The sequence below is a fragment of the Andreprevotia chitinilytica DSM 18519 genome, assembly GCF_000711875.1.
GTDB lineage: Bacteria > Pseudomonadota > Gammaproteobacteria > Burkholderiales > Chitinibacteraceae > Andreprevotia > Andreprevotia chitinilytica.
In genome coordinates, this window is record NZ_JONM01000001.1 from 398,534 (window position 1) to 424,568 (window position 26,035).

Below are 26,035 nucleotides of genomic sequence, written 5' to 3' on the forward strand. Positions count from 1 at the left end.
TGAATCAGCAACAAAAGCTAATCGATGACCGACAACCGCCCCAACCCCGACGACCTCCTCGAAGAAATCCAGCGTGAAGAAGCCGCTGCCCAGCGTGGCCGCTTGAAGATTTTCTTTGGTGCTTGCGCTGGCGTGGGCAAAACCTACGCCATGCTGGCCGCCGCACAGGCGCGGGTGCGTGAAGGTGGCGAGGTCGTCGTCGGTGTGGTCGAAACGCACGGCCGGGCCGAGACGCAGGCGCAGCTCAACGGGCTGGAGGTCATGCCGCCGGTCGCCATCGAATACAAGGGCAAGACATTGCCCGAGTTCGATCTCGATACCGCCTTGCTGCGCAAACCGGCGCTGATCCTGATCGACGAGTTTGCCCATTCCAATGTGCCCGGCAGCCGTCACCCCAAGCGCTGGCAGGATGTCGAAGAGCTGCTCGCGGCCGGCATCGACGTTTACACCACGCTCAACGTGCAGCATCTGGAAAGCCTGAACGACATCGTCGGCCAGATCACTGGCATCGTCGTGCGTGAAACGGTGCCGGATAAAGCGTTCGATGCCGCACACGAAGTATCGCTGGTCGATCTACCGCCGGATGAACTGCTCTCGCGCCTGTCCGCCGGTAAGGTTTATCTTGGCCCGCAAGCCGAACGCGCGGCGAAGCATTTCTTCCGCAAGGGCAATCTGTTGGCACTGCGCGAGCTGGCGTTGCGCCGCACGGCGGACCGCGTCGATGCGCAGATGCGCGCCTACCGGGCCGATCAATCGATCCAACCAGTGTGGCAAGCACGCGAGCGGCTGTTGGTGGCGGTGGGCACCGGGCGGGGGGCAGACAAGCTGATCCGCAGCGCGGCGCGGCTGGCTGCCAGCCTGCATGCCGACTGGATCGCGGTCTATGTCGAAACGCCTGCGTTGCAACGCCAGTCGCAGGCGCACCGCGAACGGGTGCTGAAAACCTTGAAGCTTGCGCAGGAGTTCGGTGCGGAAACCAGCGTGCTCGCCGGGGCGGATTTGCCGGCGACGTTGCTGGCCTATGCTGTCAGCCGCAATGTCTCCAAGCTGGTGGTCGGCAAATCGTTGCGTGGCGGCTTGCATCGGGTGTGGCGCAAGCCGCTATCCGAGCAACTGGCGCAGACCGCTCGCGATGTCGATGTCTATGTCGTGGCGCATGATCTGGACGAAGCGCCAGACACCTCAAGCCGAAAATCCACCGGCCCGAACCGCTTGTTGTTCGATACCGAAGCACCGCGCCGCAAGCGCTGGGGTTATCTGGCCGCCCTGGGCGCTTGTGCCGCAGCCAGCTTGCTCGCCGCCAGCCTGGTGGAAGTGTTCGATCTTGCCAACGTGGTGATGATCTACCTGCTGGCGGTGGTGCTGGTCGCCGTGCGCTTCGGGCGCGGGCCGGGCGTGGCTGCTGCCGTGCTGGCCGTAGCGTCGTTCGACTTTTTCTTCGTGCCACCGCGTTTTTCGATGGCAGTGTCGGATACGCAATACCTGCTGACCTTCGTCGTGATGCTGGTCGTGGCACTGGTGATTGGTCAGCTGGCGGCGCGGCTGCGTTTCGAGGCCAATGTCGCCACCTATCGCGAGCGCCGTACCAGAGCGCTGTATGAGCTGGGCAGCGAGCTGGCTGGTGCGTTAACAGCGTCTGACGTGGTCGAGATCGGCACCCGCAAGGTGGAAGGCTTGTTTCAGGCGCAGGTGCGCGTGTTCCTGCCGGATAGCGGCGATCAGTTGCAACCGGTCGGCGAGGGTGGGGTGTATGACTTCGGCGTCGCCCAATGGGTGTTCGATCACGAGCAACCTGCTGGCTTGGGCACCAATACGCTGCCTTCCAACGTCGCCCATTACCTCGCGCTGAAAGCGCCGATGCGTGTGCGTGGCGTATTGGCGCTGGTGCCGCGTGATCCGCAACTGGTGTTCCTGCCGGAGCAACAGCGGCTGCTGGAAACCTGCGCCAGCCAGATTGCACTCTCGCTGGAGCGCGTGCATTACGTCGAAGTCGCGCAGGATGCCATTGTCGCGATGGAATCCGAGCGCTTGCGCAACGGCGTGCTCTCCGCTGTATCGCATGACCTGCGCACGCCGCTGACCACGCTCACCGGCCTCGCAAGCCTGCTGGAAAACACCGCCTTGCCCGCCGACACTCAGCGCGAACTGGCCGGCTCGATTCAGCGCGAAGTGCAGCGGATGAATAATCTGGTGGTCAATCTGCTCGACATGGCCAAGCTGCAGTCGGGCGTGAAGCTCAACAAGGAATGGCAGCTGCTGGAAGAGGTGATTGGTAGCGCCGCCCGCACGGTAGAGGGCGCGCTGGCCGGGCATACGATCAAGGTGGCGCTGCCGACCAATTTGCCGATGCTGGAATACGACGCCGTGCTGATCGAACGGGTGCTGGCCAATCTGCTGGAAAATGCCGCCAAATACACCCCTGCCGGCAGCAACATCACCCTCTCTGCGCAGCGCGAAGGCGAAGTGGTGCGCGTGCATGTCGCTGATGATGGGCCGGGGCTGCCAGCAGGGCGTATCGAAACGATGTTCGACAAGTTCACTCGTGGCGCGAGTGAATCGGCCACGCCAGGCGTCGGGCTGGGGCTGGCGATCTGCCGTACCATCGTCGAAGCGCATGGCGGCAAGATCACGGCGGAGAACCGCGAGCCGCACGGTGCGGTGTTTTCGTTTACGCTGCCGATCGGCAACCCGCCGACCTTGCCTGAGTTGTGAGGAATCAGAACCGTAGGGCGGGTTAGCAGCTAGCTGCGTAACCCGCCGTATGCCTGCTACCACGGCGTGGTCCGGCGGGTTACACCCGATGGGCTAACCCGCCCTACGTGCTTTTCAAACAGTCGAGAATAATGGACCAAGCCCCGATCAACATCGTTGTCATCGAAGACGACAAGCCCATCCGCCGTTTCCTCTCCACCACGCTGGAGGCGGAAGGCATGCACGTGCACGAGGCGGAAACCGGCAAGCAAGGGCAGGTGGACGTGGCGACGCGCAAGCCGGATCTGGTGATCCTCGATCTGGGTCTGCCGGATATGGATGGTGTCGAAGTCATTCGCCGGCTGCGCGAGTGGTGTGCATTGCCGATCCTGGTGCTGTCGGCGCGAGCGCAGGAAGACCAGAAAGTGGCGGCGCTCGATGCCGGGGCAGACGACTACCTCGTCAAGCCGTTTGGCGTGGCCGAGTTGCTGGCACGCATTCGTGTGCTGTTGCGCCGCCATGCCGGCAGTAACGCGGCGGTGGAAAGCGAATTCACCTTCGGCGAAATCCGCGTCGATCTTGCCAACCGCTTCGTGTATCGCGCCGATGAGCAAGTGCATCTGACGCCGATCGAATACCGCCTGCTGACCACGCTGATCCGCCATGCCGGCAAAGTACTTACCCATCGTGAGTTGCTGCGCGAAGTGTGGGGGCCATCGCATTCCGAATCGAGCCAATACCTGCGCGTGTACATGGGACATCTGCGGCAAAAGCTCGAGGTCGATCCGGCCTTGCCCAAGTTCATCGTCACCGAGACCGGCGTGGGTTATCGGTTGCTGGCTTAGAAAGCCTCAGCTGGCGCAAATTTAGCCCTTTCCTGTTTTAAGCACCGCTTTTGCGCGCGCGATCCTGATTGCCGATCCGTCGTGGTGCGTGCCAAGCATCTCCCGTTCCTCACCTCTTGCAGTCACGGACTGTGTCAATGCCTGTCAAGCCGCATCCCGCCTCATTCCACTGCCATAACGACATCTGCTGGCACGGTCCCTGCTGATAGGGCTGCACCGGACTGACTGGTCAGACCAGTCGGACGAGTGACACAGGCCCTATTTGAATGACGCGACTTTCCAATCTTGCCGCCCAGACGCTGCAACGCCAGATCCACGACGGCCACTTTGCGCCGGGTGGATTGCTGCCTTCGCAACGCGAACTGGCTGCCACGCTGAACATCAGCCGCGCCTCGTTGCGCGAGGCGATTTCCACGCTGGAGGCGCTGGGCCTCGTGCGTGCCCAGCCGGGCAAGGGCGTGTTCATCACGGCGGGGCGGCAACGTGCTACGGCTGACCTGCCGGCCGGCCCGGCGGATGTGCGGCCAGAAGCGGTGTTCCAGTTCCGCGCCGTGGTCGAGCCGGCTGCCGCTGCGCTTGCTGCCATCACCGCATCCGCAGCACAACGCACTGCGCTGGCCGCCATCCAGACCCGTATGGAAGACGCTCTGCGCCGGCTCGATCTGGTCGAGGCTTCCGATGCAGATCTCTCGTTCCATCTTGAAATCGCCGCGCTGTCCGGCAACGAGATGCTCAGCCAAGTCATTCACCAACTGGAGGCTCCCATCGCCTACAGCCTGCGCCTGCCGTTTGCCGATCCCGGTGGCATCTGGGCACCGGCCGACGAACACCGTGCAGTGCTGAACGCCATTCTCGCCAGCGACGGCGAGGCCGCCCGTGCCGCGATGCTGCATCACCTGGTTCGCGCCGCGGCGCGGATCGGCACCTATTTCGACATGCCCTGAACCCTTCGCCTTTTCCCAGGAGATAGACCATGAACCGCCGCAACATCCTCCGCCTCTTTGCCGCCGCAGCCCTCGCATGTGGCCTGTTGACCACCGCTCACGCTGGCAGTCTGGAAACGATCCAGAAAAGCGGCACGCTGCGCGTCGCCGTGCCGCAGGACTTCCCGCCGTTCGGCAGCGTCGGGCCGGACATGAAGCCACGTGGTTACGACGTCGACATGGCTGGGCTGATCGCCAAAGGTCTGGGCGTGAAGCTGGAACTGATTGCCGTCACCAGTACCAACCGCGTGCCGTATCTGACTGCCGGCAAGGCTGATCTGGTGATTTCCAGCCTGGGCAAGAACCCGGATCGCGAGAAGGTCATCGATTTCTCCAACGCCTACGCACCATTCTTCACCGGCGTATTCGGCCCGGATGAGCTGAAAGTGACCGCTGCGGCCGATCTGGCCGGCAAGACCATCGGCGTGACGCGTGGCGCGGTGGAAGACCTGGATCTGAGCAAGATCGCCCCGGCCAGCGCCACCATCAAACGCTTTGAAGACAACAACGCCACCATCGCGGCTTATCTCTCCGGCCAGGTGCAACTCGTCGCCACCGGCAACGTGGTCGCCGCCGCCATCAACGAGCGCAGCAACAAGCGCCCGCTCGATACCAAGTTCCTGATCAAGAATTCGCCTTGCTATGTGGGCGTGAACAAGGGGGATGAGCCGTTGCTGGCCAAAGTGAACGAGGTCATCGCCAAGGCCAAACAGAGTGGGGCGCTGAACGAGATTGCGCAGCGGTGGTTGCATGCACCGTTGCCGGCCGGGTTGTGAGGAGGTAGTAGCGCTTTAAGGTTCCCTCTCCCACTTGTGGGAGAGGGCTAGGGAGAGGGTGGGGATATGAACCACCAAAGCGAATAAGCCTCGGCCCTCACCCCCAGCCCCTCTCCCACAAGTGGGCGAGGGGAGCAAATTCCCCGGAGACCCCAAATGGCCTACCAGTTCGACTTCGCAGCCGTCTGGGCTTACCACGAGATGCTGGCGCAAGGCGCCATGCGCACGCTGGCGCTGACTGCTGTCGGTGCTGGCATCGGCGTGGCGGTCGGCACACTCGGTGCCGTGGTGCGGGCATGGCGGCTGGCCCCATTCGACCGCGTGTTCGGCGTCTACGTCGAGCTGATCCGCAACACGCCCTTTATCGTCCAGTTGTTCTTTATCTTTTTCGGGCTGCCATCGCTCGGCGTGCACATGTCCGAATGGCAAGCGGCAGTGTTGGCGATGGCGGTCAATCTGGGCGCGTATTCCACCGAGATCATCCGCGCCGGTATCGTTGCCACGCCGCGCGGGCAGATCGAGGCAGCGGCGTCGCTGGCCTTGTCGCGCTTCGAGATTTTCCGGCACGTGGTGTTGCGTCCGGCGCTGCAGCGGGTCTGGCCGGCGCTGGTCAGCCAGATCGTGATCGTGATGCTCGGCTCGTCGGTCTGCTCGCAAATTTCGGCGGAAGAGCTGACCTTTGCCGCCAACTTCATCCAGTCGCGCAATTTCCGCGCTTTTGAAACCTATGTCGTGGTGGCGGTGCTGTACCTGCTGCTGGCACTGCTGGTGCGCCAGTTGCTGCTCTGGATCGGTCGCCGCTTCGTGGTCGGGAGGCCGGCAACATGATGGAATTCTCGATCTGGGATTTGATCCGCAATCTAGGCGTTGGCGCGGCGTGGACATTGGGCTTGTCGCTGACCGCCTTCGTGCTGGGCGGCGTGGTAGGTTTGCTGGTGCTGGCAGCGCGAGTCGGGCCGTGGCCACGGCTGAATCGGTTGGCGAAGGCGTATATCGTGGTGTTTCAAGGCACGCCGCTGCTGATGCAGTTGTTCCTGGTGTTCTTCGGCATCGCGCTGGCTGGCGTCGATGTACCGGCCTGGCTGGCGGCGGCCATCGGGCTGACCTTGTTTACCAGCGCCTATCTGGCGGAAATCTGGCGCGGTTGTGTCGAGGCGATTCCGAAAGGCCAATGGGAAGCTGCTGCCAGTCTGGCGTTGAGCTGGGGCGAGCAGTTGCGTGAGGTGATCTTGCCGCAGGCGCTGCGCATCGCCGTCGCGCCGACGATGGGGTTCTCGGTGCAGGTGGTGAAGGGCACCGCGGTGACGTCCATCATCGGCTTCGCCGAGCTGACCAAGACCGGCTCCATTCTCGCCAACGCTACCTTCCAGCCCTTCCTGGTCTACGGGCTGGTGGCGCTGGGTTACTTCCTGCTTTGTTTCCCCTTATCGCGTTTCGCGGCGCGGCTAGAAAGGACGTTCCATGCTCGTTCGCATTGATGGATTACATAAACACTTCGGTGCCAACCACGTGCTCAAGGGCATCGACCTGCGCGTGAAAGAGGGCGAGGTGGTGGCGTTGATTGGCCGCAGCGGCTCGGGCAAGAGCACGCTGCTGCGCTCGATCAATGGTCTGGAAACATTCGATGACGGGCTGGTGGAGGTCGATGGTGAACGCCTGCATGCCGACCAGACCGATTTGCGGGCGTTGCGGCTCAAGGTCGGCATGGTGTTCCAGCAGTTCAACCTGTTCCCGCATCTGAGCGTTGGTCGCAATGTGATGCTGGCGCCACGCACCGTGCGGCAGACCAGTGTGGCCGAATGCGAAAGCCTCGCCCGCGCCATGCTCGCCAAAGTGGGGCTGGCGGATAAATTCGATGCGTACCCGGATCAATTGTCTGGCGGGCAGCAACAGCGCGTGGCGATTGCTCGGGCGTTGGCGATGCAGCCGAAGGTGCTGTTGTGCGATGAAATCACCTCGGCACTCGATCCGGAATTGGTCAACGAGGTGCTCGCCACCGTGCGCCAGCTCGCCAGTGAGGGCATGACGCTGATCATGGTCACGCACGAGATGCGCTTTGCGCGGGAAGTGAGTGATCAGCTGGTGTTCATGCACCAGGGGCGCGTGCATGAAAGCGGTGATCCGAAAGACTTGTTTGCGGCGCCGCAGACGGCGGAATTGGCGGCGTTTCTTGGGGCGGTGGGGTGAGTCCTGTAGGTTGGCGTTGAGCGTAGCGAAGCCCAACATCATCCCTACCGTTACGTGGGGCAAGGCTTTTGGCCTTGTTCAGGGAAAGTGGGAGAGGGTTAGAGAGAGGGTGCTTGCAAGGAGAGCTGCACCTTGCACGACCCTCACCCCCGGCCCCTCTCCCATAAATGGGCGAGGGGAGAAAAACGCGCGCCTATTTCTTCAAACTAAAAAACACCTCATTCCAATTGATCTCGTTCTTGAATGCGGGAATCTCCGTCCGTTCATCAATCGCCAGAAACTCAATCCCCATCAGCTCGGCAAACGTGCGCCATTGATTCGCCGAGACCGCTTGGCTGAATACCGCATGATGCGCGCCACCGGCCAGAATCCATGCTTGGGCGGAGCGGTTGAGATCCGGCAGCGGTTTCCAGACCGCATGGGCGGTTGGCAATTCCGGCAGTGCATGCGGTGGGTCGATCACGTCCAGCTCGTTCACCAGCAGGCGGAAGCGATTGCCCAGGTCGATCAGCGTGGCGTTGCGGGCCGGGCCGGCGCTGGCGGCGAAGATCAGTCGGGCCGGGTCGGCTTTCTTGCCGATGGAGAGCGGTTGCACATCCAGTACCGCCTTGGCCTGCGAGATCGACGGGCAGACTTCCAGCATGTGTGCGCCGAGCACCAGATCGTTGCCGGGCTGGAAGTGGTAGGTGTAGTCCTCCATGAACGACGCGCCGCCCGGTTGGCCGTGCCCCATCACCTTGGCCGAGCGCAATAGCGCGGCGGTTTTCCAGTCGCCTTCCGCGCCGAAACCGTAGCCTTGCTGCATCAGCCGTTGCACTGCCAGACCGGGCAGTTGCTTGAGGCCGTACAGGTTTTCGAAGGTGGTGGTGAAGGCGTTAAAGCCGCCTTGCTCCAGAAAGCCCTTGATGCCGAGTTCAATCGCAGCGGCATCGCGCAGATGCTGGCGTTTTTCGCCATTCGCCTGCACGGCGGCGGTGAGTTGGTAAGTGGCTTCGTATTCATCGATCAGCGTGTTGATGTCCGCTTCGCTGACGGCATCGACCCGCTCCGCCAGTTGACCGAGCGCATAGCCATTCACTTGATAACCGAAGCGGATTTGCGCTTCGACTTTGTCGCCTTCGGTCACGGCGACATCGCGCATATTGTCGCCAAAGCGGGCGATTTTCAGGTGGCGGCTATCCCAGACTGCCGCAGTCACGCGCATCCACTCGCCGATCTCGCGGTGGCAATCTGCATTCTGCCAATGGCCGACCACGACCGTACGCGGTAGCCGCAAGCGAGCGCCGACAAAGCCGAATTCCCGATCGCCGTGGGCGGTCTGGTTCAGGTTCATGAACGCCATATCCATATTCGCCCACGGGATTTCGGCGTTGAACTGGGTATGGAATTGCAGGAAGGGTTTTTCCAGCCGGGTCAGCCCGCCGATCCACATCTTGGCGGGCGAGAAGGTGTGCATCCAGGTGATCAGGCCGGCGCAGTGGTCCGCATGATTGGCCTCGCGGCACAGGGCGAGGATTTCGTCGGAGGTCTTGACCACCGGTTTGAGCACGATGCGGATCGGCAACCCGGCCGTTTCGTTCAGGCCGGCAACGATCTGGCGGGCGTGCTCTTCCACTTGTTGCAGGGTTTTCGGGCCGTAGAGATGCTGGCTGCCGACGACGAACCACATTTCGAGGGTGTTGAAGATGTTCATTGGGGTTTCCTTGGCAGATGAATTTTGGTGTTCCCCCCTTCTACGAAGGGGGTAGGGGGGATTTCGACATCGCCTGAATATATCGGCGGCATCTCAAGTCTCGGTGACGCAGAAATCCCCCCTAGCCCCCCTTCAAGGAAGGGGGGAATGGGTGAACCAAAGGCGTCGCTTGGCCCTGCCCGTAATAAGCATCCTTCCCGTGCTTGCGCAGGTAGTGCTTATCCAGCAGGTAATCGGGGATGGCTTGCCGCCACGGGTTGAGCTGGCGGGTGAATAGCGCCATACGGGCGATTTCTTCCAGCACGACGGCGTTGTGGACGGCAGCATCCGGGGTTTTGCCCCAGGCGAAGGGCGCGTGTTCGCACACCAGCATGCCGGGCAGGGAGAGCGGGTCGCCCCCGTTCGATCCATCGCCGAGTAAGGCATCCAGCGTTTCGATGATCACGAGACCGGTTTGCAGTTCGTAATCGCCTGCGACTTCCGCCTTGGTGAGCGGACGGGAGCAGGGAATGGCGCCGTGGAAATAGTCGGCATGGGTGGTGCCAAAAGCGGGAATCTCCAGGCCGGCTTGTGCCCAGGCGGTGGCGTGGGTGGAGTGGGTGTGGACGATGCCGCCCAGGCTCGGATAGCGCTGATACAGCGCCAGATGTGTGGGCGTGTCAGAGGAGGGGCGCAGTACGCCTTCGACGACATTGCCGGCCAGATCGAGCACCACCATGTCGTCCAGCCGCATGGTGGCGTACTTCACGCCGCTGGGTTTGATCACGACCAGACCCTGCTCACGGTCGATGCCGCTGACGTTACCCCAAGTGAAGGTGACGAGGCCGTGCTGGGGCAGTGCCAGATTGGCTTCGAGCACTGCTTCTTTCAGTAGGCGCACCGACATGTCAGTTTCTCCCCGCCGCGTACATCGGCTCGGCCTGATCGCCCCAGGCGAGATAGCGCTGGTAAAGCGTCTCGAAGCGGGCAACGGCCAGTGGCTCGGGTTGATAAGTGTGCTCGACCGGGCTGGCCATCACGGCCTGCGCGGCGGCGACGTCGGGGAAGGCATCGGCGGCGACAGCCGCGAAGATCGCCGCGCCGAGCGCACAGCATTGATCGGACAGCACCACCTGAATCGGCCGATTCATCACATCGGCGCAGACCTGCATCACCGTCGGCGACTTGCGGGCGATGCCGCCCAGTGCCAGCACGTTGTCCACTGCCACCGACTGGGTTTCAAAGCATTCCATGATGGCGCGCGCGCCAAAGGCGGTAGAGGCGATAAAGCCACCGAACAAGGCGGGCGCATCGGTGCCGAGGTTGAGGTCGGTGATCACGCCGTGCAGGCGCTGATTGGCATACGGCGTGCGGCGGCCGTTGAACCAGTCCAGCACCACCGGCAGATGGTCGTAGTCGATCTTGGCGGCCCAGGCTTCGGTCAGTGCCGGCAGCAGCTGGCGCTCCATCTGTTGCATCTGCGCTTGCAGTTCCGGGTATTGCTGCCCGGCCAGTTGCAGCGGCCAGCTCAATAGCCGGCTTAGCCAGGCATACATATCGCCAAAGGCGGACTGGCCGGCTTCCAGCCCGATCTGCCCCGGCACTACGCTGCCATCGACCTGACCACAAATGCCTTCGACGGTGCGATTGCCGATCAGCTCGGGCGCGGCGGTGAGGATGTCGCAAGTCGAGGTGCCGATGACCTTGACCAGGGTATGTGGCGTCGCGCCTGCGCCGACTGCGCCCATGTGGCAATCGAATGCGCCGCCGGCAATGATGGTGCCGCTGGGCACATGCAGACGATCCGCCCATTCCGGCGTGATCCGGCCGACCGGGATGTCAGCGGTGTAGCTGTCGGTAAACAGCGGATAATCGAGATGTTCCGCCAGCGCCGGTTCGATGGCGCGGATGAAGTCTTTGCTCGGCTGGCCGCCCCAATCCGGGTGCCACAGCGTTTTGTGGCCGGCTGCGCAACGCCCGCGACGGATGTCGGCCGGGCGGGTGGTGCCGGAGAGCAGCGCTGGCACCCAATCACATAGTTCGATCCAGCTTTTGGCGGCGGCTGCCACTTTCGGGTCTTGCTTGGAGATATGCGCCGCTTTGGCCCAGAACCATTCGGACGAATACACGCCGCCGCTGTAGCGCGTGTAGTCAGGGAAGTCGCCGCCGTGACACAAGCGGTTGATATGCTCGGCCTCCGCGATGGCGGTGTGGTCTTTCCACAGCACGAACATGGCGTTCGGGTTGGCGGCGAATTCGGGGCGGAGCGCCAGCACCTGGCCCTCCGCATCGATCGGGGCAGGGGTGGAGCCGGTGCTGTCCACGCCGATGCCGACGATGGCTTCGCGCTGCAGGGTGGAGAGCTTTGCCACGGTGCCACGCACTGCGCTTTCCATCGCTTCGATGTAATCGAGCGGGTGATGGCGGAACTGGTTCTTGACCGGGTTGCAGAACTGGCCGGCGGCCCAGCGTGGATAGTCCACCACGTGGCTCGCCAGCTCCTGACCATCCTGGCAGCTCACCGCCAGCGCGCGCACCGAATCGCTGCCGAAGTCCAGCCCGATGGTGATTTTTTCTGACATCTATATTCTCCGACTACGTTTTATTGGTCGTTTTCGTTGTGAGGAATATGGATGAATCAATGGATGAATTGAATGAGGAATTGGCTGACTATATGCATAAAACCGCTTGTATATGCTGCATTGCAGCGATGTGCGGCACGGGAATTGGGCAAAATTTGCCGAATATATGGATATATTTGCTGTAAGTGATGAATTGGATTTGTCCATCCTTTTGTTGCAAAAGAATTGCGACTACATTTGCGACACGCTGCGACGGTGGAGTCGATTCCACGCTGCAGATGGATGTGCCCGGCCCGCTGCAACGAATCCAGGCGCGACGAGCGCAGCCGCGTTGATAAACACGCGGTTGCAAACAGCTTCCTAGATGGTTTCTAGATATGTACGGAGATGGATCGTGAAAAAGATCGTCAAGATGTGGACACTGGCCAGCGTGATGGCTGCCTCAATGGGCGCGGCTTTTGCGACGGACAAGCTTGGTTACCTGGTCAAGCAACCGGAAGAGCCGTGGTTCCAGACGGAATGGGCGTTTGCCGACAAAGCCGGCAAGGACCTGGGGTTTGAAGTGCAAAAGATCGCCGTGCCGGATGGCGAAAAAACCCTCAATGCCATCGATACCCTGGCCGCCAATGGCGCGAAAGGCTTCGTGATCTGCACGCCAGACCCGAAGCTTGGCCCAGCGATCATGGCCAAGGCCAAGGCGCTCGGCTTGAAGGTGGTGGCGGTGGACGATCAGTTCGTCAACGCCAAGGGCCAGCCGATGACGGAGGTGCCGCTGGTGATGATGGCAGCCACCAAGATCGGTGAGCGCCAAGGCCACGAGCTGTGGAAGGAAATGACCAAGCGCGGCTGGAAACCGGCTGAAACCGGCGTGCTGGCGATCACCGCCAACGAGCTGGATACCGCCCGCCGCCGTACCGATGGTTCGATGAGCGCGCTGAAGGCCGCCGGCTTCCCGGCCAAGCAGATCTACACCACCCCGACCAAGAGCAACGACATCCCCGGCGCGCTGGATGCCGCCAACTCCATGCTGGTGCAACACCCGGAAGTGAAGAACTGGCTGGTGATCGGCATGAACGACAACACCGTGCTGGGCGGCATCCGTGCCACCGAAGGGCAGGGCTTCAAGGCGGAGAACGTGATCGGTATCGGCATCAATGGCGTCGACGCGGTGAACGAATTGTCCAAGTCCAAGGCGACGGGTTTCTACGGTTCGCTGCTGCCCAGCCCGGACGTGCACGGCTACAAGAGCATCCAGATGCTGCATGAGTGGGTCGCCAAGGGCAAAGAGCCGCAGAAGTTCACCGAAGTCACCGATGCAGTGCTGATCACCCGTGACAACTTCAAGGTCGAATTGAAGAAGAAGGGGCTGTAAGCGTTTATCCACAATTGTCCCCTCTCCCATTTATGGGAGAGGGTTAGGGAGAGGGTGCTTGCATAGGTCGCTGCAGGTTGCACGCCCCTCTCCCCCGGCCCCTCTCCCACTAATAGCTGAGCAAGGCTAAAGCCTTGTACGCGAGGGCGAGGGGAGATCGTCCTACGAATTGGGTTTGGCAATTGGAGTTGCAACAAATGTCTGTCCCTTATCTGGAATTCAAGAACATCGGCAAGCGCTTCCCCGGCGTGGTCGCGTTGCAAGGCATCTCGTTTGCCTGCCGCGAAGGCGAAGTGCATGCGCTGATGGGCGAAAACGGCGCGGGCAAGTCGACGCTGCTGAAAATCCTTAGCGGCAATCACGCACCGTCCGAGGGTGAGCTGGCGCTGGCCGGGCAATCGCGGCAGTTTGCGCACACGGTGGATGCGCTCAAGGCCGGCGTGGCGGTCATCTATCAGGAATTGCATCTCGTGCCTGATATCACCGTGGCCGAGAACATCTATATCGGCCAGTTGCCGCATCGCTTCGGCGTGGTGGATCGCCCGCGTTTGCGTGCCGATGCCGGCAAGCAACTGGCACAACTGGGGTTGGATATCGACCCCGATACGCCCCTCAAGCAGCTCTCCATCGGCCAATGGCAGATGGTGGAAATCGCCAAGGCACTCACGCGCGATGCCAAGGTGATCGCGTTCGATGAGCCGACCAGCAGCTTGTCGGCCCGCGAGATCCAGCAGCTGTTCCGCGTGATCCGCGAACTGAAAGCGCAGGGCCGCGTGATCTTGTATGTGTCGCACCGCATGGAAGAAATCTTCCAGCTCGCCGATCAGATCACCGTGTTCAAGGATGGTCGTTACGTCTGCACCTTCGACGACATGCAGCAAGTGACACACGATCAGCTGGTGAAGGCGATGGTCGGGCGGGATGTTGGCGATATCTACGGCTATACGCCGCGCCCGATTGGCGGGCCACGTCTGGATGTCATGGCCTTGCACGCGCCGGGCATGAAACACGCGGTATCGCTCTCGGTGCGGGCTGGTGAAATCGTCGGCCTGTTCGGCTTGATCGGCGCTGGCCGCAGCGAGTTGATGAAAGCGATCTTCGGTGGCGTGAAGCCCTATGCCGGCGAGGTCCGTGTCGATGGTCGGCCGATCGCGATCCGCTCACCCATTCACGCCATTCAGGCCGGCATCATGCTCTGCCCGGAAGATCGCAAGGCCGAAGGCATCGTTCCGGTGCATTCGGTGCGGGACAACATCAACATCAGCGCCCGCCGCAACGCGGTGCGTGCTGGTTGCTTGATCAACGACACGTGGGAAGCGGACAACTCACAACGCAAGGTGCGTGAGCTGAACGTGAAAACACCGAGTGACGAGCAGCTGATCCGCAATCTCTCGGGCGGCAATCAGCAGAAGGTGATCCTGGGGCGCTGGTTGTCCGAAGACATGAAAGTGATCTTGCTGGACGAGCCGACGCGGGGCATTGATGTCGGCGCGAAAAACGAGATTTACAACGTGATCTACGCGCTCGCCAACCGGGGCATTGCCGTGTTGTTTGTCTCCAGCGATTTGCCGGAGGTGCTGGGGCTGGCTGACCGCATTCTGGTGATGCGGGAAGGGGCGATCAGCGGCGAGCTGAGCCACGACGAGGCGACCGAGGAAACGGTGCTCGGATTGGCGATGCCGCGGGAGATGGTGGCGGCTTAGCAAGTCAGATCAGGGTTTTTGTTCCCTCGCCCATCCCGTGCAAGGCTTTTAGCCTTGTTCAGGGAAAGTGGGAGAGGGCTAGGGAGAGGGTGATTGCAAAGGAAGCTGCATGTTGCACGACCCTCACCCCCGGCCCCTCTCCCATAAATGGGCGAGGGGAGAAAGTGGCAAACATAGGAATCATCATGAATTCAACCAGCACCACGCCGCTTCCCGCCGACTTCGCGGCCAGCGGTAACTCCACCCCCAGGCGCAAGTTCGGCGCGGCCAAGATCTGGGACAACTACGGCATGTTGATGGTCTTCGCGGCGTTGTTCGTTGCGTGCTCCGTGTTCGTGCCGAATTTCCTCACCATGATCAATATGCGCGGCTTGGGGTTGGCGGTATCGCTCGCCGGCATGGTCGCCTGCGGCATGTTGTTCTGTCTGGCTTCGGGCGATTTCGATCTGTCGGTCGCCTCGGTCGTGGCATGTGCCGGCGTGATGGCCGCGGTGGTGATCAACCGCACCGACAGCATCGCGCTGGGCATCTTTGCCGGCCTTGGGGTCGGGCTGTTCTTCGGTTTCGTCAACGGCTTCGTGATCGCCAAACTGCAGATCAATGCCTTGATCACCACGCTCGCCAGCATGCAGATCGCACGCGGCGTGGCATATCTGATCTCCGATGGCAAAGCGGTCGGCATCTCGCAGGAGGACTTCTTCCTGCTGGGCAACTCGGCATGGCTGAATATCCCCGTGCCGGTGTGGATCACGCTGATCTGCCTGTGCGTGTTCGGTTTTCTGCTCAACCGGACGCTGTTTGGCCGCAATACGCTGGCCATTGGCGGTAATGAAGAAGCAGCGCGTCTGGCTGGGGTCAACGTGGTGCGCACCAAGATCGTCATCTTCACCCTGACCGGGCTGGTGGCGGCGTTTGCGGGTATCGTGCTCGCCTCGCGCATGACCAGCGGCCAGCCGATGACGTCGATCGGTTTCGAGCTGACGGTGATTTCCGCTTGCGTGCTGGGCGGGGTCTCGCTCAAGGGCGGGGTGGGCAAGATTTCGTATGTGATTGCCGGCGTGCTGATCCTGGGCACGGTGGAAAACGCGATGAACCTGCTGAATATCTCGCCATTCACGCAATACGTGGTGCGCGGCTTGATCCTGCTGGCGGCGGTGATTCTGGACCGCTACAAGCAGCAGGCGCAGTTGCGGCAGCGATAAAACCGTAGGGCGGGTTAGCAGTCGGCGTGCGACATTCATGTCGCTCAGCGACAGTGCGTAACCCGCCGCATGGGTGATCTGCCACGGCATTGTCCGGCGGGTTACGCCCAGAGGGCTAACCCGCCCTACGGTGTGGTGGTCCAAGATATCGTTTTTGGATTTTGACGTTAAATAACCCGGACTGATCGGCATGCACCGTGAGCCTTCCTCTACGCAACAGCTCGATCCACTCCTGCCCGGATACTCGTTCAACCTGTATCTGGTGGCCGGGATCACGCCGATCATTCAGGGCGGGCCGCTGGATTTCTTCATCGACCGCCCGGATGGCATGGATGGCTTCATCATCAACATGACGGTGAAGGGGCAGGGCAAGGTGTTCGATGGCGACGATGCCTTCTATACCAAGCCGGGCGATCTCTTGCTGTTCCCACCGGGGGCCATGCATTACTACGGCCGCGCGCCGGATCATGGCGACTGGTATCACCGCTGGGTGTATTTCCGGCCACGTGCCTATTGGGCCAACTGGTTGAAATGGCATCAGCAGGTGCGCAAGGTGGGCCGCATGACGCTGCCCAGCCGCGCCTTGATCAATGAGTTCGACGAGCTGTTCCGCCAGATCGATGAAACCCACAAAGCCGGCCGGCCGACGTCGGAAGAGTTGGCGATCAATTTGCTGGAACGGCTATTGATCCGCTGCTACGAGGAAACGCCGGAAAACTTTCCCAAGTCGCTCGACGCACGCATTCAGGAAACCTGCCAGTACCTGTCACGCAATCTGGCCAAGGACTTGAGCCTGGAGGACATCGCCCGCCACGTGTGCCTGTCGCCGTCGCGGCTGGCGCATCTGTTCCGTGAGCACATGGGCGTCAATATCTTGCGCTGGCGTGAAGACCAGCGCGTGATCCTGGCCAAGCATTTGCTGCAAAGCACGCATTCGCCGGTATCGGGCATTGCCGACGCGGTGGGCTATGACGACCAGCTGTATTTCTCACGCGTGTTCCGTAAACGCGTGGGTGTGAGCCCATCGGAATACCGTCGCAACAGCGGCGAGGTGGTGCATGCGCTGCCGTCGTTCTATCCGATGGAGGGGCTCCAGCCGGATTGGTCCGAAGCAGCGGGAGCTGCTCTATCGACTGGTTCAGCGGGCGCTGCGCTGTCAACTGGTTCGGCCGGCGCCGCGCTATCGGGCGAATCGGCCTGAGTTGATTCGGTGGTCGTCGCGCGCGGCAACCAGCGGCCCAGCATGGCTTCAAGCGTCGCCAGATGGATGGGTTTGGTCAGGAAGTCATCCATGCCGACTTCGTAGCAATGATCGCGATCCTCCTCGAAGGCATCGGCGGTGAGCGCGACAATCGGTGTTCGTGGTTGCGCATGCGCAGTTTCCCAGGCGCGAATATGCTGCGTGGCCTCATAGCCATCCATTTCCGGCATGTGGCAATCCATCAGGATCAGATCGAAAATCTGGCCGCCACGCAGGAGATCCATGGCGGCACGGCCGTTGTCGCACGCCACGCAGTCATGTCCTATCCGGGTGAGCAAGGTGCTGGCAACACGCTGGTTCAGGGCATTGTCTTCCACCACCAGGATATGTTTTTTCGGGTGTAGCTCGATGGCGGCGGGGTTGGCGGTATTCCAGACCATGCGCTGGCTGGAACGGGATTCCTGCACCGCGGCCACGCGTTCGAAAGGAATCTGGAACCAGAATGTCGCGCCCAGTCCGTCCCGGCTTTCCACACCGATTTCGCCGCCCATCAGTTCCACCAGACTGCGGCAAATGGCGAGCCCAAGGCCGGAACCCCCGTAACGGCGGGTGATGGAGGTGTCGGCCTGGGTGAAGGCATCGAACAGCGCGGACTGTTTGTCCGGGGCGATGCCGATGCCGGTATCGGTCACGGTGTAACGCAAGCGGGGCTGGCCGATGCCGTTGGCGCTGATCGCTACGCCGAGCGTGACGGTGCCTTGGGCGGTGAACTTGAGCGCATTGCTGATCAGGTTGGCCAGTATCTGCCGCAGGCGGAATGGGTCGCCCCAGCACCGCAATTCGGCGGGCAGCGTGCTATCGACGGTCATTGCCAGCTTTTTCTGGTGGGCAGTGGCGCCAAACAGGGTGGCGACTTCATTGAGGAGCTGCCGCGGGGCATAAACCGCACGCTCCAGTTCGACGCGCCCGGCCTCGATCTTGGAGAAATCCAGCACATCGCCCAGCTGACTGAGCAAGGCCTCGCCGGAATTGAAGATGGTCCGTGCGTAGTCACGCCGTTCCGTTTCGCTGATGTCCGTCTGCATCAGCAGTTGGGCCATGCTGAGCACGCCGTTCATGGGGGTGCGGATTTCGTGGCTCATGGTGGCGAGGAAGCGGCTCTTGGCGACATTGGCGGCTTCGGCGGCTTCCTTGGCGGCCTCCAGTTCGCGCAGGGTCTGCTTGCGCTCGGTGATGTCCTGCACCACCGCCAGCCGGCAGGCATGCCCTTCGAATTCCATGGGCAGCGAGGCCGTGGCGACCTCGATGATGGTGCCGTCTTTCTTGCGGCGCATCGATTCGCTTTGTCCAGCACGCTGGCCCAGTCGATCCAGATATTCGCGCAAAGCCGGCAGGTCTTCCGGCAGGCAAACATCGTGCAGGCTCAGGTTCAGGAATTCTTCCTGCGTGTAGCCGAAGACTTGGGTGGCTGCGGTATTGACCAGCAAGAAGCGCAGGCTGGCCTGCTCGTAAATCCACATCGGGAGCGGCGTCAGCTCGAACACCAGCCGATAGCGGTGCTCGCTCTCGCGCAATTGCGCCTCGATGAGTTCGCGGCGGCTGATTTCTGCCGTGAGCGCGGCGGTCTTGTAATTCACCTGCACGGCGATGCGGTGCCGATCGCCGCTGATGATCAGCGCCAGATTGCCCAGGAGCGCACTGGCGGCCAAGACCACGAAGAGAATCAGCAGCGACGGGCTGAGCTGTGTGCTGGCAAAGGCTGAATAGGGCTTGTGCAGCACGATCTGCCACTGCCGATCCGCCAGCTGAAGCGTCTGGTGGTAATACACGCCAGCGCGGTCGACAAAGGTGACGCCGGTAAATTCGGGCAGCGGGCTGCTGGCATTGCTCAGATACGCGGTTTTTGTCTGCGCGATGTCGCCAAAGCGCCAGATCAGCTGACGATTGGTATTGAGCTGCTCAACCAGCAAGCGCATGTCCACCACGCCAATGCAGAAGCCTTTGACCGATCCATCCCGTTTGAATACCGGATCGATCATCAACAAGCCGCCGGGGCTGCCGGGGTTCTGGGTCAGCCGGATTTTCTCCGTCATGCTGGTCTGGCCTGTTTTCATCGCCTGGATCAGGGCGCTGGCGCGGGCTGGTTCACCCATCAGATCCAGCCCGAGCACTTGCCGATTGCCTTGATACGGTTCGAGATAAGTGATCGGCGCGAGCCAGCCGGCCGGATGGGGATGCCAATTGGCCGGTCGATGTATGGTCAGTGGCTGCCCCACTCGCTGGGCCGTCCATTGCGCGTATTTGGCTTCATCACCGGTCTGCAAGAGCGGCGCCCACTCCAGCGCAGAAAACCCGGGGTTGTTCCGCATGCTGCGCTGGCTGAAACGGGCAAATTCCTCGTGGGTCACGTCTTCGTCGGCCTCCAGAAAAGCGCCTAGTTCGGAGACGGCTTGCAGATGGGTTTGCTCGAATCGATTCAGCCCCTGCAGTATCAGCTCGGCTTCGGTGCGGAAGCTGTTTTGCAACTGGGATTCTTCGCTGGCACGCACGTAGTAATACACCAGCAGGAACAGCACGAAGGTCAGCAGCAGGGGCAACCCGACCATCAGTCGCCGCTCATTCCAGGTGGTGCGCCGATCGAACAGGACCAGCGTGATGGGGGTGAAAATCTGCACGCCCAAGGCATCGCCCAGCCACCAGGTAATGAAGCTCTGCATGAAAAGGCCGGGGGCCAGATAGCCTTTCAGGTACAGCGCCAGATTGCCGATCAGGGCGGCGATCACGCAGGCCAGCACCGATGACACGGTGAAGCGCATGACGCGGGCGGGGCGATCCAGCGTGACGGCCGGGTCGAAATAACGCAGCAGTTTCTCGCCGACCAAGGCTTGCAGGGTTGAGCCGCCCGCGATCGCCCACGGTAGCCAACCGAGGTCGAAGTGAGCATTGACCGTGGCATTGGTCAGCCATGCCCCGAGCAGGATGCCCGGCCATACCCGCGCACCGCCCCAGATCACGCAGCTGGCAAAGGCGATGCCGGTAGGCGGCCAGACCGCGGTTGCATAGCCGGGCGGCAAAGACATCGATAGCCCAAGCTTGCCCAGGGCGAGGTAAGCCAAGGCAATCGCAACGTTGATAAGCAAGGTAATCCGCAAGCCACGTATCACGCAGACGCTCCGGGCTGTCGATCGGCCGTGTGCGGGTCACCTGTCGCCCGCCTTTCTCACTGTCTCGTTATACACAACTGCGCGAACAATATTGCGCCGGGCCAAGGGGCAGGCCCGGTGCATTGCGGTGATCAGTGTGTCAGTGACTTTTCGGACGGCCAGTGCGTGCTGCTGGCGTTACAAGGTGAGGGCGGTGAAATAACGACCCTTGCCGGCGGCCTTGGCTTGATACATGGCCCGGTCGGCAGCGCGCACCAGCTCGTCGCCTGATGTGCCGGCCTCCGGGAAGCGAGCGATGCCGATGCTGGCCGAGATCGGCGCCAGCTCGCCATTGACCGGGAAGGGGGCCGACAAGGCTTCGATCAATTTGCCCGCGACGTTCTGCGCTTGTGCTTCCTCGATGCGCGTCAGCAACACCAGGAATTCGTCCCCGCCTTGCCGCGCGACTACGTCTGAATCGCGAACATATAGCTTCAGGCGTTGCGCGGCTTCCACCAGCAAGGCATCGCCCGCCTGATGGCCATAGCGATCATTTACTGCCTTGAAGCCGTCCAGATCGATGAACAGGACCGCGATGCCATGACCACTGCGCTTGGCACGCAGCAGTTCGTTTTCCAGCATCACGTGGAATTGTCGCCGGTTGGGCAAGCCGGTCAGCGCATCGTGATACGCCTGGAAGTGAATTTGCTGCTCTGCCAGCCAGCGCTCGGTGATGTCGGTATAGGTCACCACGAAACCGCCTTGCGGCAGCGGCTCACGGCAGACTTCAACCACGGTGTCGCCAAAGCGCCGCTCGAAGCGAAAGCGGGTGGGTTCACGGGCGCGATCCAGTCGGCGACGGATATCTTCCTCGCTGGATGCCTCGCCGTAGTCCCCGCGTGCCGCATTGAAGTGCAAGAACGCCTCTAACGGCGTGCCACGCCGGCCGAGTTCTTCCGGGTAGCCACAGAAGGCGAGGACCTGCTTGTTGCACAATTGCAGGCGCAAATCGGCATCGAATACCGACAAGCCCTGGCTGATGCGGTCGATGGCCAGGCGGGACCAGTTCCGTTCTGCTTCCAGCTCCGCTTCGACGCGTTTCTTGTCCTGCAACTGGCGCTGGGTTTCCAGTATCCGCACGACGATGGCCGGCAAGATATCCAGATAGGCGCTTTCGAGGTCTTTGATCAAATAGTCGACGGCCCCGAGCTTGATGGCCGTCACCGCCACGGTGAGGTCGCCCGAGCCGGATAGCATGATGACGGGGAGGTCAGGATCATGGGCAACCACGGCCTGGACGACCTCCAGCCCGCTGCAGCCGGGTAAGCGGTAGTCAGTGACGACCACATCGAATCGCTCGCGGGACAGCGCCGCAATGCCATCCTCCCCACGGACGAACCAGCGCACGCGCAGGTTTCGCTGCTCTAGCGCCGGTACGACCATCGACGCGAGGTATGCGTCATCTTCGACATAAAGAACACTACCTTCGCTCACCCTGCTTACCCCCTGATCTGTCCGTGATTTGTCCCGCTGCGTTGTCGGGTCGGCGCATATTTTAGATATTTCTCAAGTTTAGGTGATGGTATTGGCTGCGACCATTGCCTTTCAGTGTGAGTGGCTGCCGGATGTGTCGATGCTGGGTGGGCTGGAACACGCACCGCGACCATCAATTGGCCAATAAACATCCACATTCACCGGGGATTGCGCTGTTGAAACCCTGTGGGCAAGTCGATCAAGGCGCTGTTTCGATTGGATTTTTGTTATGCCGCCTAAATTACGGGCAAGTGTCGAAAGCGCGTATAATCGCGGCATACCTCTCTCGCCCCGCCATTGCGGGGCTTTGCTTTTACGGAATTCATCATGGCCCTCAAGACCCCAGAACTGTTGTTGCCCGCCGGTGACCTCGACCGTATGCGCGCCGCCTATGATTTCGGCGCCGATGCCGTTTATGCCGGCCAGCCGCGTTATTCGCTGCGCGCCCGCAACAACGATTTCAAGCTGGAGAACCTGCAGACCGGGATCGCCGAAGCGCATGCGCGGGGCAAAAAGCTGTTTGTCGCCAGCAACATCCTGCCGCACAACGCCAAGATCAAGACCTATCTGGCCGACATGGAACCGGTCATCGCCATGAAGCCGGATGCACTGATCATGGCCGACCCGGGCCTGATCATGATGGTGCGCGAGAAGTGGCCGGAAGTGCCGGTGCACTTGTCGGTGCAAGCCAACACAGTGAACTACGCCGGCGTGAAGTTCTGGCAGAAGATGGGCCTGACCCGCGTGATTCTGTCGCGTGAATTGAGCCTCGATGAAGTTGAGCAGGTTCGCCAGGAATGTCCGGACATGGAGCTTGAAGTGTTCGTGCACGGCGCGCTGTGCATTGCTTACTCCGGTCGCTGCCTGCTCTCCGGTTATTTCAATCATCGCGATCCGAATCAAGGCACCTGCACCAACGCCTGCCGTTGGGACTACAAGGTGGTCGATGCGTTTGAAGACGACGCCGGTCAAGCTGCCGCCACCGCCAAACCGGAAGTGATCAAGTTCGATTTCAACAAGGCGATGGACGAAGCCAACAACGCCTTCGCCGCCGCTGGCGATACGCCGCGCCACCCGGCTGCCGATAACGTCTACCTGATAGAAGAAGCCAGCCGCCCCGGCGAGATGATGCCGATCATGGAAGACGAGCACGGCACCTACATCATGAATTCCAAGGATTTGCGCGCGGTCGAACATATCGAGCGACTGGTGAAGATCGGCGTGGATTCGCTCAAGATCGAAGGCCGCACCAAGAGCCGCTATTACGTCTCGCGCACCGCGCAGGTGTATCGCCAGGCGATTGATGATGCCGTCGCCGGCCGGCCCTTCAACCCGACGCTGCTGGCCGATCTGGATGGCCTCGCCAATCGCGGTTACACCGATGGTTTTTACCAACGCCACCACAGCCAGGAAACGCAGAACTACCTCGATGGCCACTCCAAGGCTAAGCGCAGCCAGTACGTGGGCGAAGTGCGCGGTATCGAAAACGGCTGGGCGAATATCGAAGTGAAGAACCGCTTCGAAGTCGGCGACACGCTGGAAATCATCCACCCGAGTGGCAATGTGCTGATCGAGCTGAAGGAAATGCACGGCAAGGAAGGTGAATCGGTGTCTGCCGCTGCCGGCAACGGCGTGAAGGTCTCGATTCCGCTGGATGCCAAGTACGAGAACGCCTTGATTGCGCGGGTGTTTGCCGAGATTTGATCGACCGTAGCCCGGACGCGAATGCGGCCGGGGTGTTCTTGTCACCGTCGCGCCCCGGCCGGCTGAGCCGTCCGGGCTACAAAATCCCGACACACAATCTGCGCGCCTCACGCATATTCCCAAATCCGCGCAATGCCGGGCAGGCGCAGGTTGAGTTTTTCCGGGCTGACCACTTCGCTGATGGCGTATTGTTCTTCGGCGGTATTGCGCGGTTGTGGCGGCCAGACCGGCATGCGGTGCTGATTGAACAGCGCAACCACGCGGGGCGCGTTGGCTTTTTGCAAAGAGCGGCGCGTCACCAGGCACACATCGCCATTTTTCAAACGCACCAGACTGCCGGGCGGGTAGACACCCAGCCCTTTGATCAGGGCGGAGCTGATGTGCTGGTTCAGCTGCTTGCCCTGAAAAATCAATCCCAGCGCCTTGTTGGGCGCCATGGCTTCGCGATAGCCGCGTGGCCACAGCTTGGCACCGAGCACGTCGGCGATATGCAGGATGTGGGCCAGCGGGTCGATCCCGTCCTTGCCCAGATGGTTGGGGTAGCCGCTGCCATCCCATTCCTCGTGATGCTGCGCCACGATGCGCAGCCATTCCTGATCGGCCACGCCGGCATCTTCCAGTACCTGCACGCTGACCAATGGGTGCGAATCGACCTGCTGGCGCTGTTCGGGTGAGAGTTGTTGAGATTGCTGGAACAGCCGGTTTTGCAGGCTGTACATGCCGATGTTCATGGTCAGCGTGGCGCTAAGGAGCGACGGGAAGTGCTCTTGCGGCAATTCCAGATGGGCATTGGCACACAGCACCAGCACCGCGCAGTGCACGGCGTGCTGGGTGGAGTAACAGCCGGATTCACGCAGATGCAGCAGCGATGCCAGCGCGGCATCCGGCTTGTTCTTCCACAGCGCGATCAGATCATCACGCACGCCTTCGAGCTGGGCGCGGAAATCATTTTTTGGCGCATGGCCGGAAAGCAGCGAATCCAATTCGCGCACCAATTGATCATAAAAACCGAATGGATCGCGCAGGGAAGGGTGGAGATCGAACGCGGAATTATTGCTGCCGGCAACGGGGGGTTTATAAAATAGCGCCTTATCCAGCAACTTATCGCACAAGCTGGTTGATTCAACCTTGAATCCTTCCTTCAAAATCAGCCGGCCTGATTCATCGTACAAGTCATAAGGAATTGTATAGCCCGGATGCAGACGGCTCGACGCAAACGGCTTCATGGCGACTCCATCTCTATGATTTGTCTCGATTTAGTCAATGTAAGTTAACCGAAACAATTTGCCGAGAATACTCAATGCGGCCAAATTCACCTTATCTGAAACGGATTTCCGCCAAGCGGTGTGTTTTGGCCGCTCATCGTCACTATTGAAACGCGTTTCATACGATTTGGTCGGCGTTTTAATTCGTTTTAAACAGCTTGAATAAGCTGATTTTCTGGCTTGAAAACAAATTGCGCGGCTAATGCAACATAGGCCGATTCCCGCAATTTGTATTTCTTGCACTGCACAAATGCATTCATGCTTTTTTGGATGTTTTTGTGTGAGCGCGTTGACATTCGTCTGCATGTTTGTGCATGATTTGTCATGTTTGTGCGATGTTGTGCGTGTTTTGGAGAAGGTGTCGATGAGTCTGGAACGCAAGGAGCGGTTCACCGCGAATACGGCTTTCCCCGCCGATCGCCAGCAGCTGATCCGGGAACGGCTGGTGCGCGATGGTCGCGTGCTGGCGGCAGAGCTGGCGGCTGAATTCGGTATTTCAGAGGACTCCATCCGCCGCGATCTGCGCGAGCTGGCCGCCGCAGGCGTGTGTCAGCGCGTCTACGGCGGGGCGATTGCCCAGGCTGCAGCCAACCGGCCGATCCTAGAGCGCAGCCGCGAGAACATCGGCCGCAAGCAAAAGCTCGCGCTCGCTGCGGTGCGCCTCGTGCAAGGCGGCCAATTGGTGTTCCTGGATGCCGGCACCACCAACGTCGAAATCGCCAAAGCCCTGCCGGAAGACATCGGCCTGACGGTTGCAACCAACTCGCCCGCCGTCGCCGTCGCGCTCATGGATCGGGACGATATCGAAGTGGTGTTGATTGGCGGCCGGCTGGATCATCAGGTCGGCGGCATTCTGGGTGGGCAGGCTTTGGTGGACGTGCAGCGCATGCGGCCGGATCTGTGCTTTCTGGGTGTGTGTGCCATCGATATCGAGGCTGGCCTGGGCGCTGGCACCGCAGAAGACGCCGCGTTCAAGCGCCAGCTTGTTGCCAGCTGCGGCGCGATTGTCGCGGTGGCCACCAACGAGAAGCTGGGCACTGGCGCGCCGTTTGCGATTGCCGACATTCAGGACGTCGGGCACCTCGTGGTCGAAGCGGATGCCGATGCTAATCAACTGGCTCATCTGGCGCGCAGCGGGGTGGAGATTGTGCGAGCCAGCTGATTTGTCCCGCGAAT

Annotated in this window: 18 protein-coding genes and 1 pseudogene; 13 read left to right on the forward strand and 6 right to left on the reverse strand. The window is 61.1% G+C overall.

All coding sequences use genetic code 11. The features are described 5' to 3' along the window. The first annotated feature begins 24 nt into the window (after nucleotides 1-24). From BR41_RS01805 to BR41_RS01835, 7 genes are all read left to right on the forward strand, one after another. The gene (locus BR41_RS01805; protein ID WP_035052006.1) at nucleotides 25-2,712 is read left to right on the forward strand and encodes a DUF4118 domain-containing protein; all 2,688 of its coding nucleotides are present in this window, start codon (nucleotides 25-27) and stop codon (nucleotides 2,710-2,712) included. Nucleotides 2,713-2,843: 131 nt separating this feature from the next. Then, nucleotides 2,844-3,536, forward strand: a complete 693-nt coding sequence (gene kdpE / locus BR41_RS01810) for a two-component system response regulator KdpE (protein WP_035052008.1) — start codon at nucleotides 2,844-2,846, stop codon at nucleotides 3,534-3,536. Nucleotides 3,537-3,802: 266 nt separating this feature from the next. Then, nucleotides 3,803-4,480: a FadR/GntR family transcriptional regulator gene (locus tag BR41_RS01815; RefSeq protein WP_035052010.1), complete on the forward strand. Its 678-nt coding sequence runs from the start codon at nucleotides 3,803-3,805 to the stop codon at nucleotides 4,478-4,480. A 29-nt stretch (nucleotides 4,481-4,509) separates the two neighbouring features. Continuing rightward, nucleotides 4,510-5,295, forward strand: coding sequence for a transporter substrate-binding domain-containing protein (locus tag BR41_RS01820; protein WP_035052012.1), 786 nt, complete (start codon nucleotides 4,510-4,512; stop codon nucleotides 5,293-5,295). Nucleotides 5,296-5,451: 156 nt separating this feature from the next. Next, complete coding sequence (locus tag BR41_RS01825) at nucleotides 5,452-6,123, forward strand: amino acid ABC transporter permease (RefSeq protein ID WP_035052014.1); 672 nt, start codon at nucleotides 5,452-5,454, stop codon at nucleotides 6,121-6,123. After that, nucleotides 6,120-6,773 (forward strand): amino acid ABC transporter permease, encoded by a 654-nt coding sequence (locus BR41_RS01830; protein ID WP_035052017.1) that lies wholly within the window; start codon nucleotides 6,120-6,122, stop codon nucleotides 6,771-6,773. Before BR41_RS01825 ends, BR41_RS01830 begins: the two co-directional genes overlap by 4 nt. Beyond that, complete coding sequence (locus BR41_RS01835; RefSeq protein WP_035052019.1) at nucleotides 6,757-7,482, forward strand: amino acid ABC transporter ATP-binding protein; 726 nt, start codon at nucleotides 6,757-6,759, stop codon at nucleotides 7,480-7,482. The genes BR41_RS01830 and BR41_RS01835 overlap by 17 nt, the downstream gene beginning before the upstream one ends. 193 nt (nucleotides 7,483-7,675) lie before the next feature. Here the strand turns inward: BR41_RS01835 and araA are convergent, their stop codons facing one another. The 3 genes from araA to BR41_RS01850 form a co-directional block, all read right to left on the reverse strand. Then, nucleotides 7,676-9,175, reverse strand: a complete 1,500-nt coding sequence (gene araA, locus BR41_RS01840) for an L-arabinose isomerase (protein ID WP_035052021.1) — start codon at nucleotides 9,173-9,175, stop codon at nucleotides 7,676-7,678. Between the two features lie 121 nt (nucleotides 9,176-9,296). Then, nucleotides 9,297-10,061 (reverse strand): L-ribulose-5-phosphate 4-epimerase, encoded by a 765-nt coding sequence (locus BR41_RS01845; protein WP_051709787.1) that lies wholly within the window; start codon nucleotides 10,059-10,061, stop codon nucleotides 9,297-9,299. A 1-nt stretch (nucleotide 10,062) separates the two neighbouring features. Further along, nucleotides 10,063-11,736: a ribulokinase gene (locus BR41_RS01850; RefSeq protein ID WP_035052023.1), complete on the reverse strand. Its 1,674-nt coding sequence runs from the start codon at nucleotides 11,734-11,736 to the stop codon at nucleotides 10,063-10,065. Nucleotides 11,737-12,130: 394 nt separating this feature from the next. Between BR41_RS01850 and BR41_RS01855 the strand changes: the two genes are divergently transcribed. From BR41_RS01855 to araC, 4 genes are all read left to right on the forward strand, one after another. Further along, complete coding sequence (locus tag BR41_RS01855; protein ID WP_281173993.1) at nucleotides 12,131-13,108, forward strand: arabinose ABC transporter substrate-binding protein; 978 nt, start codon at nucleotides 12,131-12,133, stop codon at nucleotides 13,106-13,108. Nucleotides 13,109-13,305: 197 nt separating this feature from the next. Then, nucleotides 13,306-14,811, forward strand: a complete 1,506-nt coding sequence (araG, locus tag BR41_RS01860) for an L-arabinose ABC transporter ATP-binding protein AraG (protein WP_035052025.1) — start codon at nucleotides 13,306-13,308, stop codon at nucleotides 14,809-14,811. Between the two features lie 185 nt (nucleotides 14,812-14,996). Beyond that, on the forward strand, nucleotides 14,997-16,013 hold the full coding sequence (gene araH, locus BR41_RS01865; protein ID WP_035052028.1) for an L-arabinose ABC transporter permease AraH: 1,017 nt from the start codon (nucleotides 14,997-14,999) through the stop codon (nucleotides 16,011-16,013). Between the two features lie 190 nt (nucleotides 16,014-16,203). Further along, entirely contained in the window at nucleotides 16,204-17,214 is a 1,011-nt protein-coding gene (gene araC, locus BR41_RS25010) for an arabinose operon transcriptional regulator AraC (RefSeq protein WP_084186766.1), read from the forward strand. Between the two features lie 50 nt (nucleotides 17,215-17,264). Here the strand turns inward: araC and BR41_RS22570 are convergent. Continuing rightward, nucleotides 17,265-20,378, reverse strand: a pseudogene (locus tag BR41_RS22570) (CHASE domain-containing protein); the annotation flags it as partial. Between the two features lie 177 nt (nucleotides 20,379-20,555). Continuing rightward, entirely contained in the window at nucleotides 20,556-21,851 is a 1,296-nt protein-coding gene (locus BR41_RS01880; protein ID WP_156970502.1) for a diguanylate cyclase domain-containing protein, read from the reverse strand. Nucleotides 21,852-22,217: 366 nt separating this feature from the next. Here BR41_RS01880 and trhP point away from each other — a divergent pair, with 366 nt between their 5' ends. Beyond that, nucleotides 22,218-23,594 (forward strand): prephenate-dependent tRNA uridine(34) hydroxylase TrhP, encoded by a 1,377-nt coding sequence (trhP, locus tag BR41_RS01885; RefSeq protein WP_035052030.1) that lies wholly within the window; start codon nucleotides 22,218-22,220, stop codon nucleotides 23,592-23,594. A 107-nt stretch (nucleotides 23,595-23,701) separates the two neighbouring features. Here trhP and BR41_RS22575 read toward each other — a convergent pair whose 3' ends face one another. After that, nucleotides 23,702-24,820 carry an HD-GYP domain-containing protein gene (locus BR41_RS22575; protein ID WP_051709794.1) on the reverse strand — a complete coding sequence of 373 codons (1,119 nt, stop codon included), beginning with the start codon at nucleotides 24,818-24,820 and terminating at the stop codon, nucleotides 23,702-23,704. Between the two features lie 403 nt (nucleotides 24,821-25,223). Here BR41_RS22575 and BR41_RS01895 point away from each other — a divergent pair, with 403 nt between their 5' ends. After that, nucleotides 25,224-26,021: a DeoR/GlpR family DNA-binding transcription regulator gene (locus BR41_RS01895; RefSeq protein ID WP_051709797.1), complete on the forward strand. Its 798-nt coding sequence runs from the start codon at nucleotides 25,224-25,226 to the stop codon at nucleotides 26,019-26,021. The last annotated feature ends 14 nt before the right edge of the window (nucleotides 26,022-26,035 follow it).

What these genes read in the sequence shown, in the direction of transcription:
- BR41_RS01805 (WP_035052006.1), top strand. Translation starts at nt 25, where the DNA reads ATGACCGACAACCGCCCCAACCCCGACGACCTCCTCGAAGAAATCCAG.
- kdpE (WP_035052008.1), top strand. Translation starts at nt 2,844, where the DNA reads ATGGACCAAGCCCCGATCAACATCGTTGTCATCGAAGACGACAAGCCC.
- BR41_RS01815 (WP_035052010.1), top strand. Translation starts at nt 3,803, where the DNA reads ATGACGCGACTTTCCAATCTTGCCGCCCAGACGCTGCAACGCCAGATC.
- BR41_RS01820 (WP_035052012.1), top strand. Translation starts at nt 4,510, where the DNA reads ATGAACCGCCGCAACATCCTCCGCCTCTTTGCCGCCGCAGCCCTCGCA.
- BR41_RS01825 (WP_035052014.1), top strand. Translation starts at nt 5,452, where the DNA reads ATGGCCTACCAGTTCGACTTCGCAGCCGTCTGGGCTTACCACGAGATG.
- BR41_RS01830 (WP_035052017.1), top strand. Translation starts at nt 6,120, where the DNA reads ATGATGGAATTCTCGATCTGGGATTTGATCCGCAATCTAGGCGTTGGC.
- BR41_RS01835 (WP_035052019.1), top strand. Translation starts at nt 6,757, where the DNA reads ATGCTCGTTCGCATTGATGGATTACATAAACACTTCGGTGCCAACCAC.
- araA (WP_035052021.1), bottom strand. Translation starts at nt 9,175, where the DNA reads ATGAACATCTTCAACACCCTCGAAATGTGGTTCGTCGTCGGCAGCCAG.
- BR41_RS01845 (WP_051709787.1), bottom strand. Translation starts at nt 10,061, where the DNA reads ATGTCGGTGCGCCTACTGAAAGAAGCAGTGCTCGAAGCCAATCTGGCA.
- BR41_RS01850 (WP_035052023.1), bottom strand. Translation starts at nt 11,736, where the DNA reads ATGTCAGAAAAAATCACCATCGGGCTGGACTTCGGCAGCGATTCGGTG.
- araG (WP_035052025.1), top strand. Translation starts at nt 13,306, where the DNA reads ATGTCTGTCCCTTATCTGGAATTCAAGAACATCGGCAAGCGCTTCCCC.
- araH (WP_035052028.1), top strand. Translation starts at nt 14,997, where the DNA reads ATGAATTCAACCAGCACCACGCCGCTTCCCGCCGACTTCGCGGCCAGC.
- araC (WP_084186766.1), top strand. Translation starts at nt 16,204, where the DNA reads ATGCACCGTGAGCCTTCCTCTACGCAACAGCTCGATCCACTCCTGCCC.
- trhP (WP_035052030.1), top strand. Translation starts at nt 22,218, where the DNA reads ATGGCCCTCAAGACCCCAGAACTGTTGTTGCCCGCCGGTGACCTCGAC.
- BR41_RS22575 (WP_051709794.1), bottom strand. Translation starts at nt 24,820, where the DNA reads ATGAAGCCGTTTGCGTCGAGCCGTCTGCATCCGGGCTATACAATTCCT.
- BR41_RS01895 (WP_051709797.1), top strand. Translation starts at nt 25,224, where the DNA reads ATGAGTCTGGAACGCAAGGAGCGGTTCACCGCGAATACGGCTTTCCCC.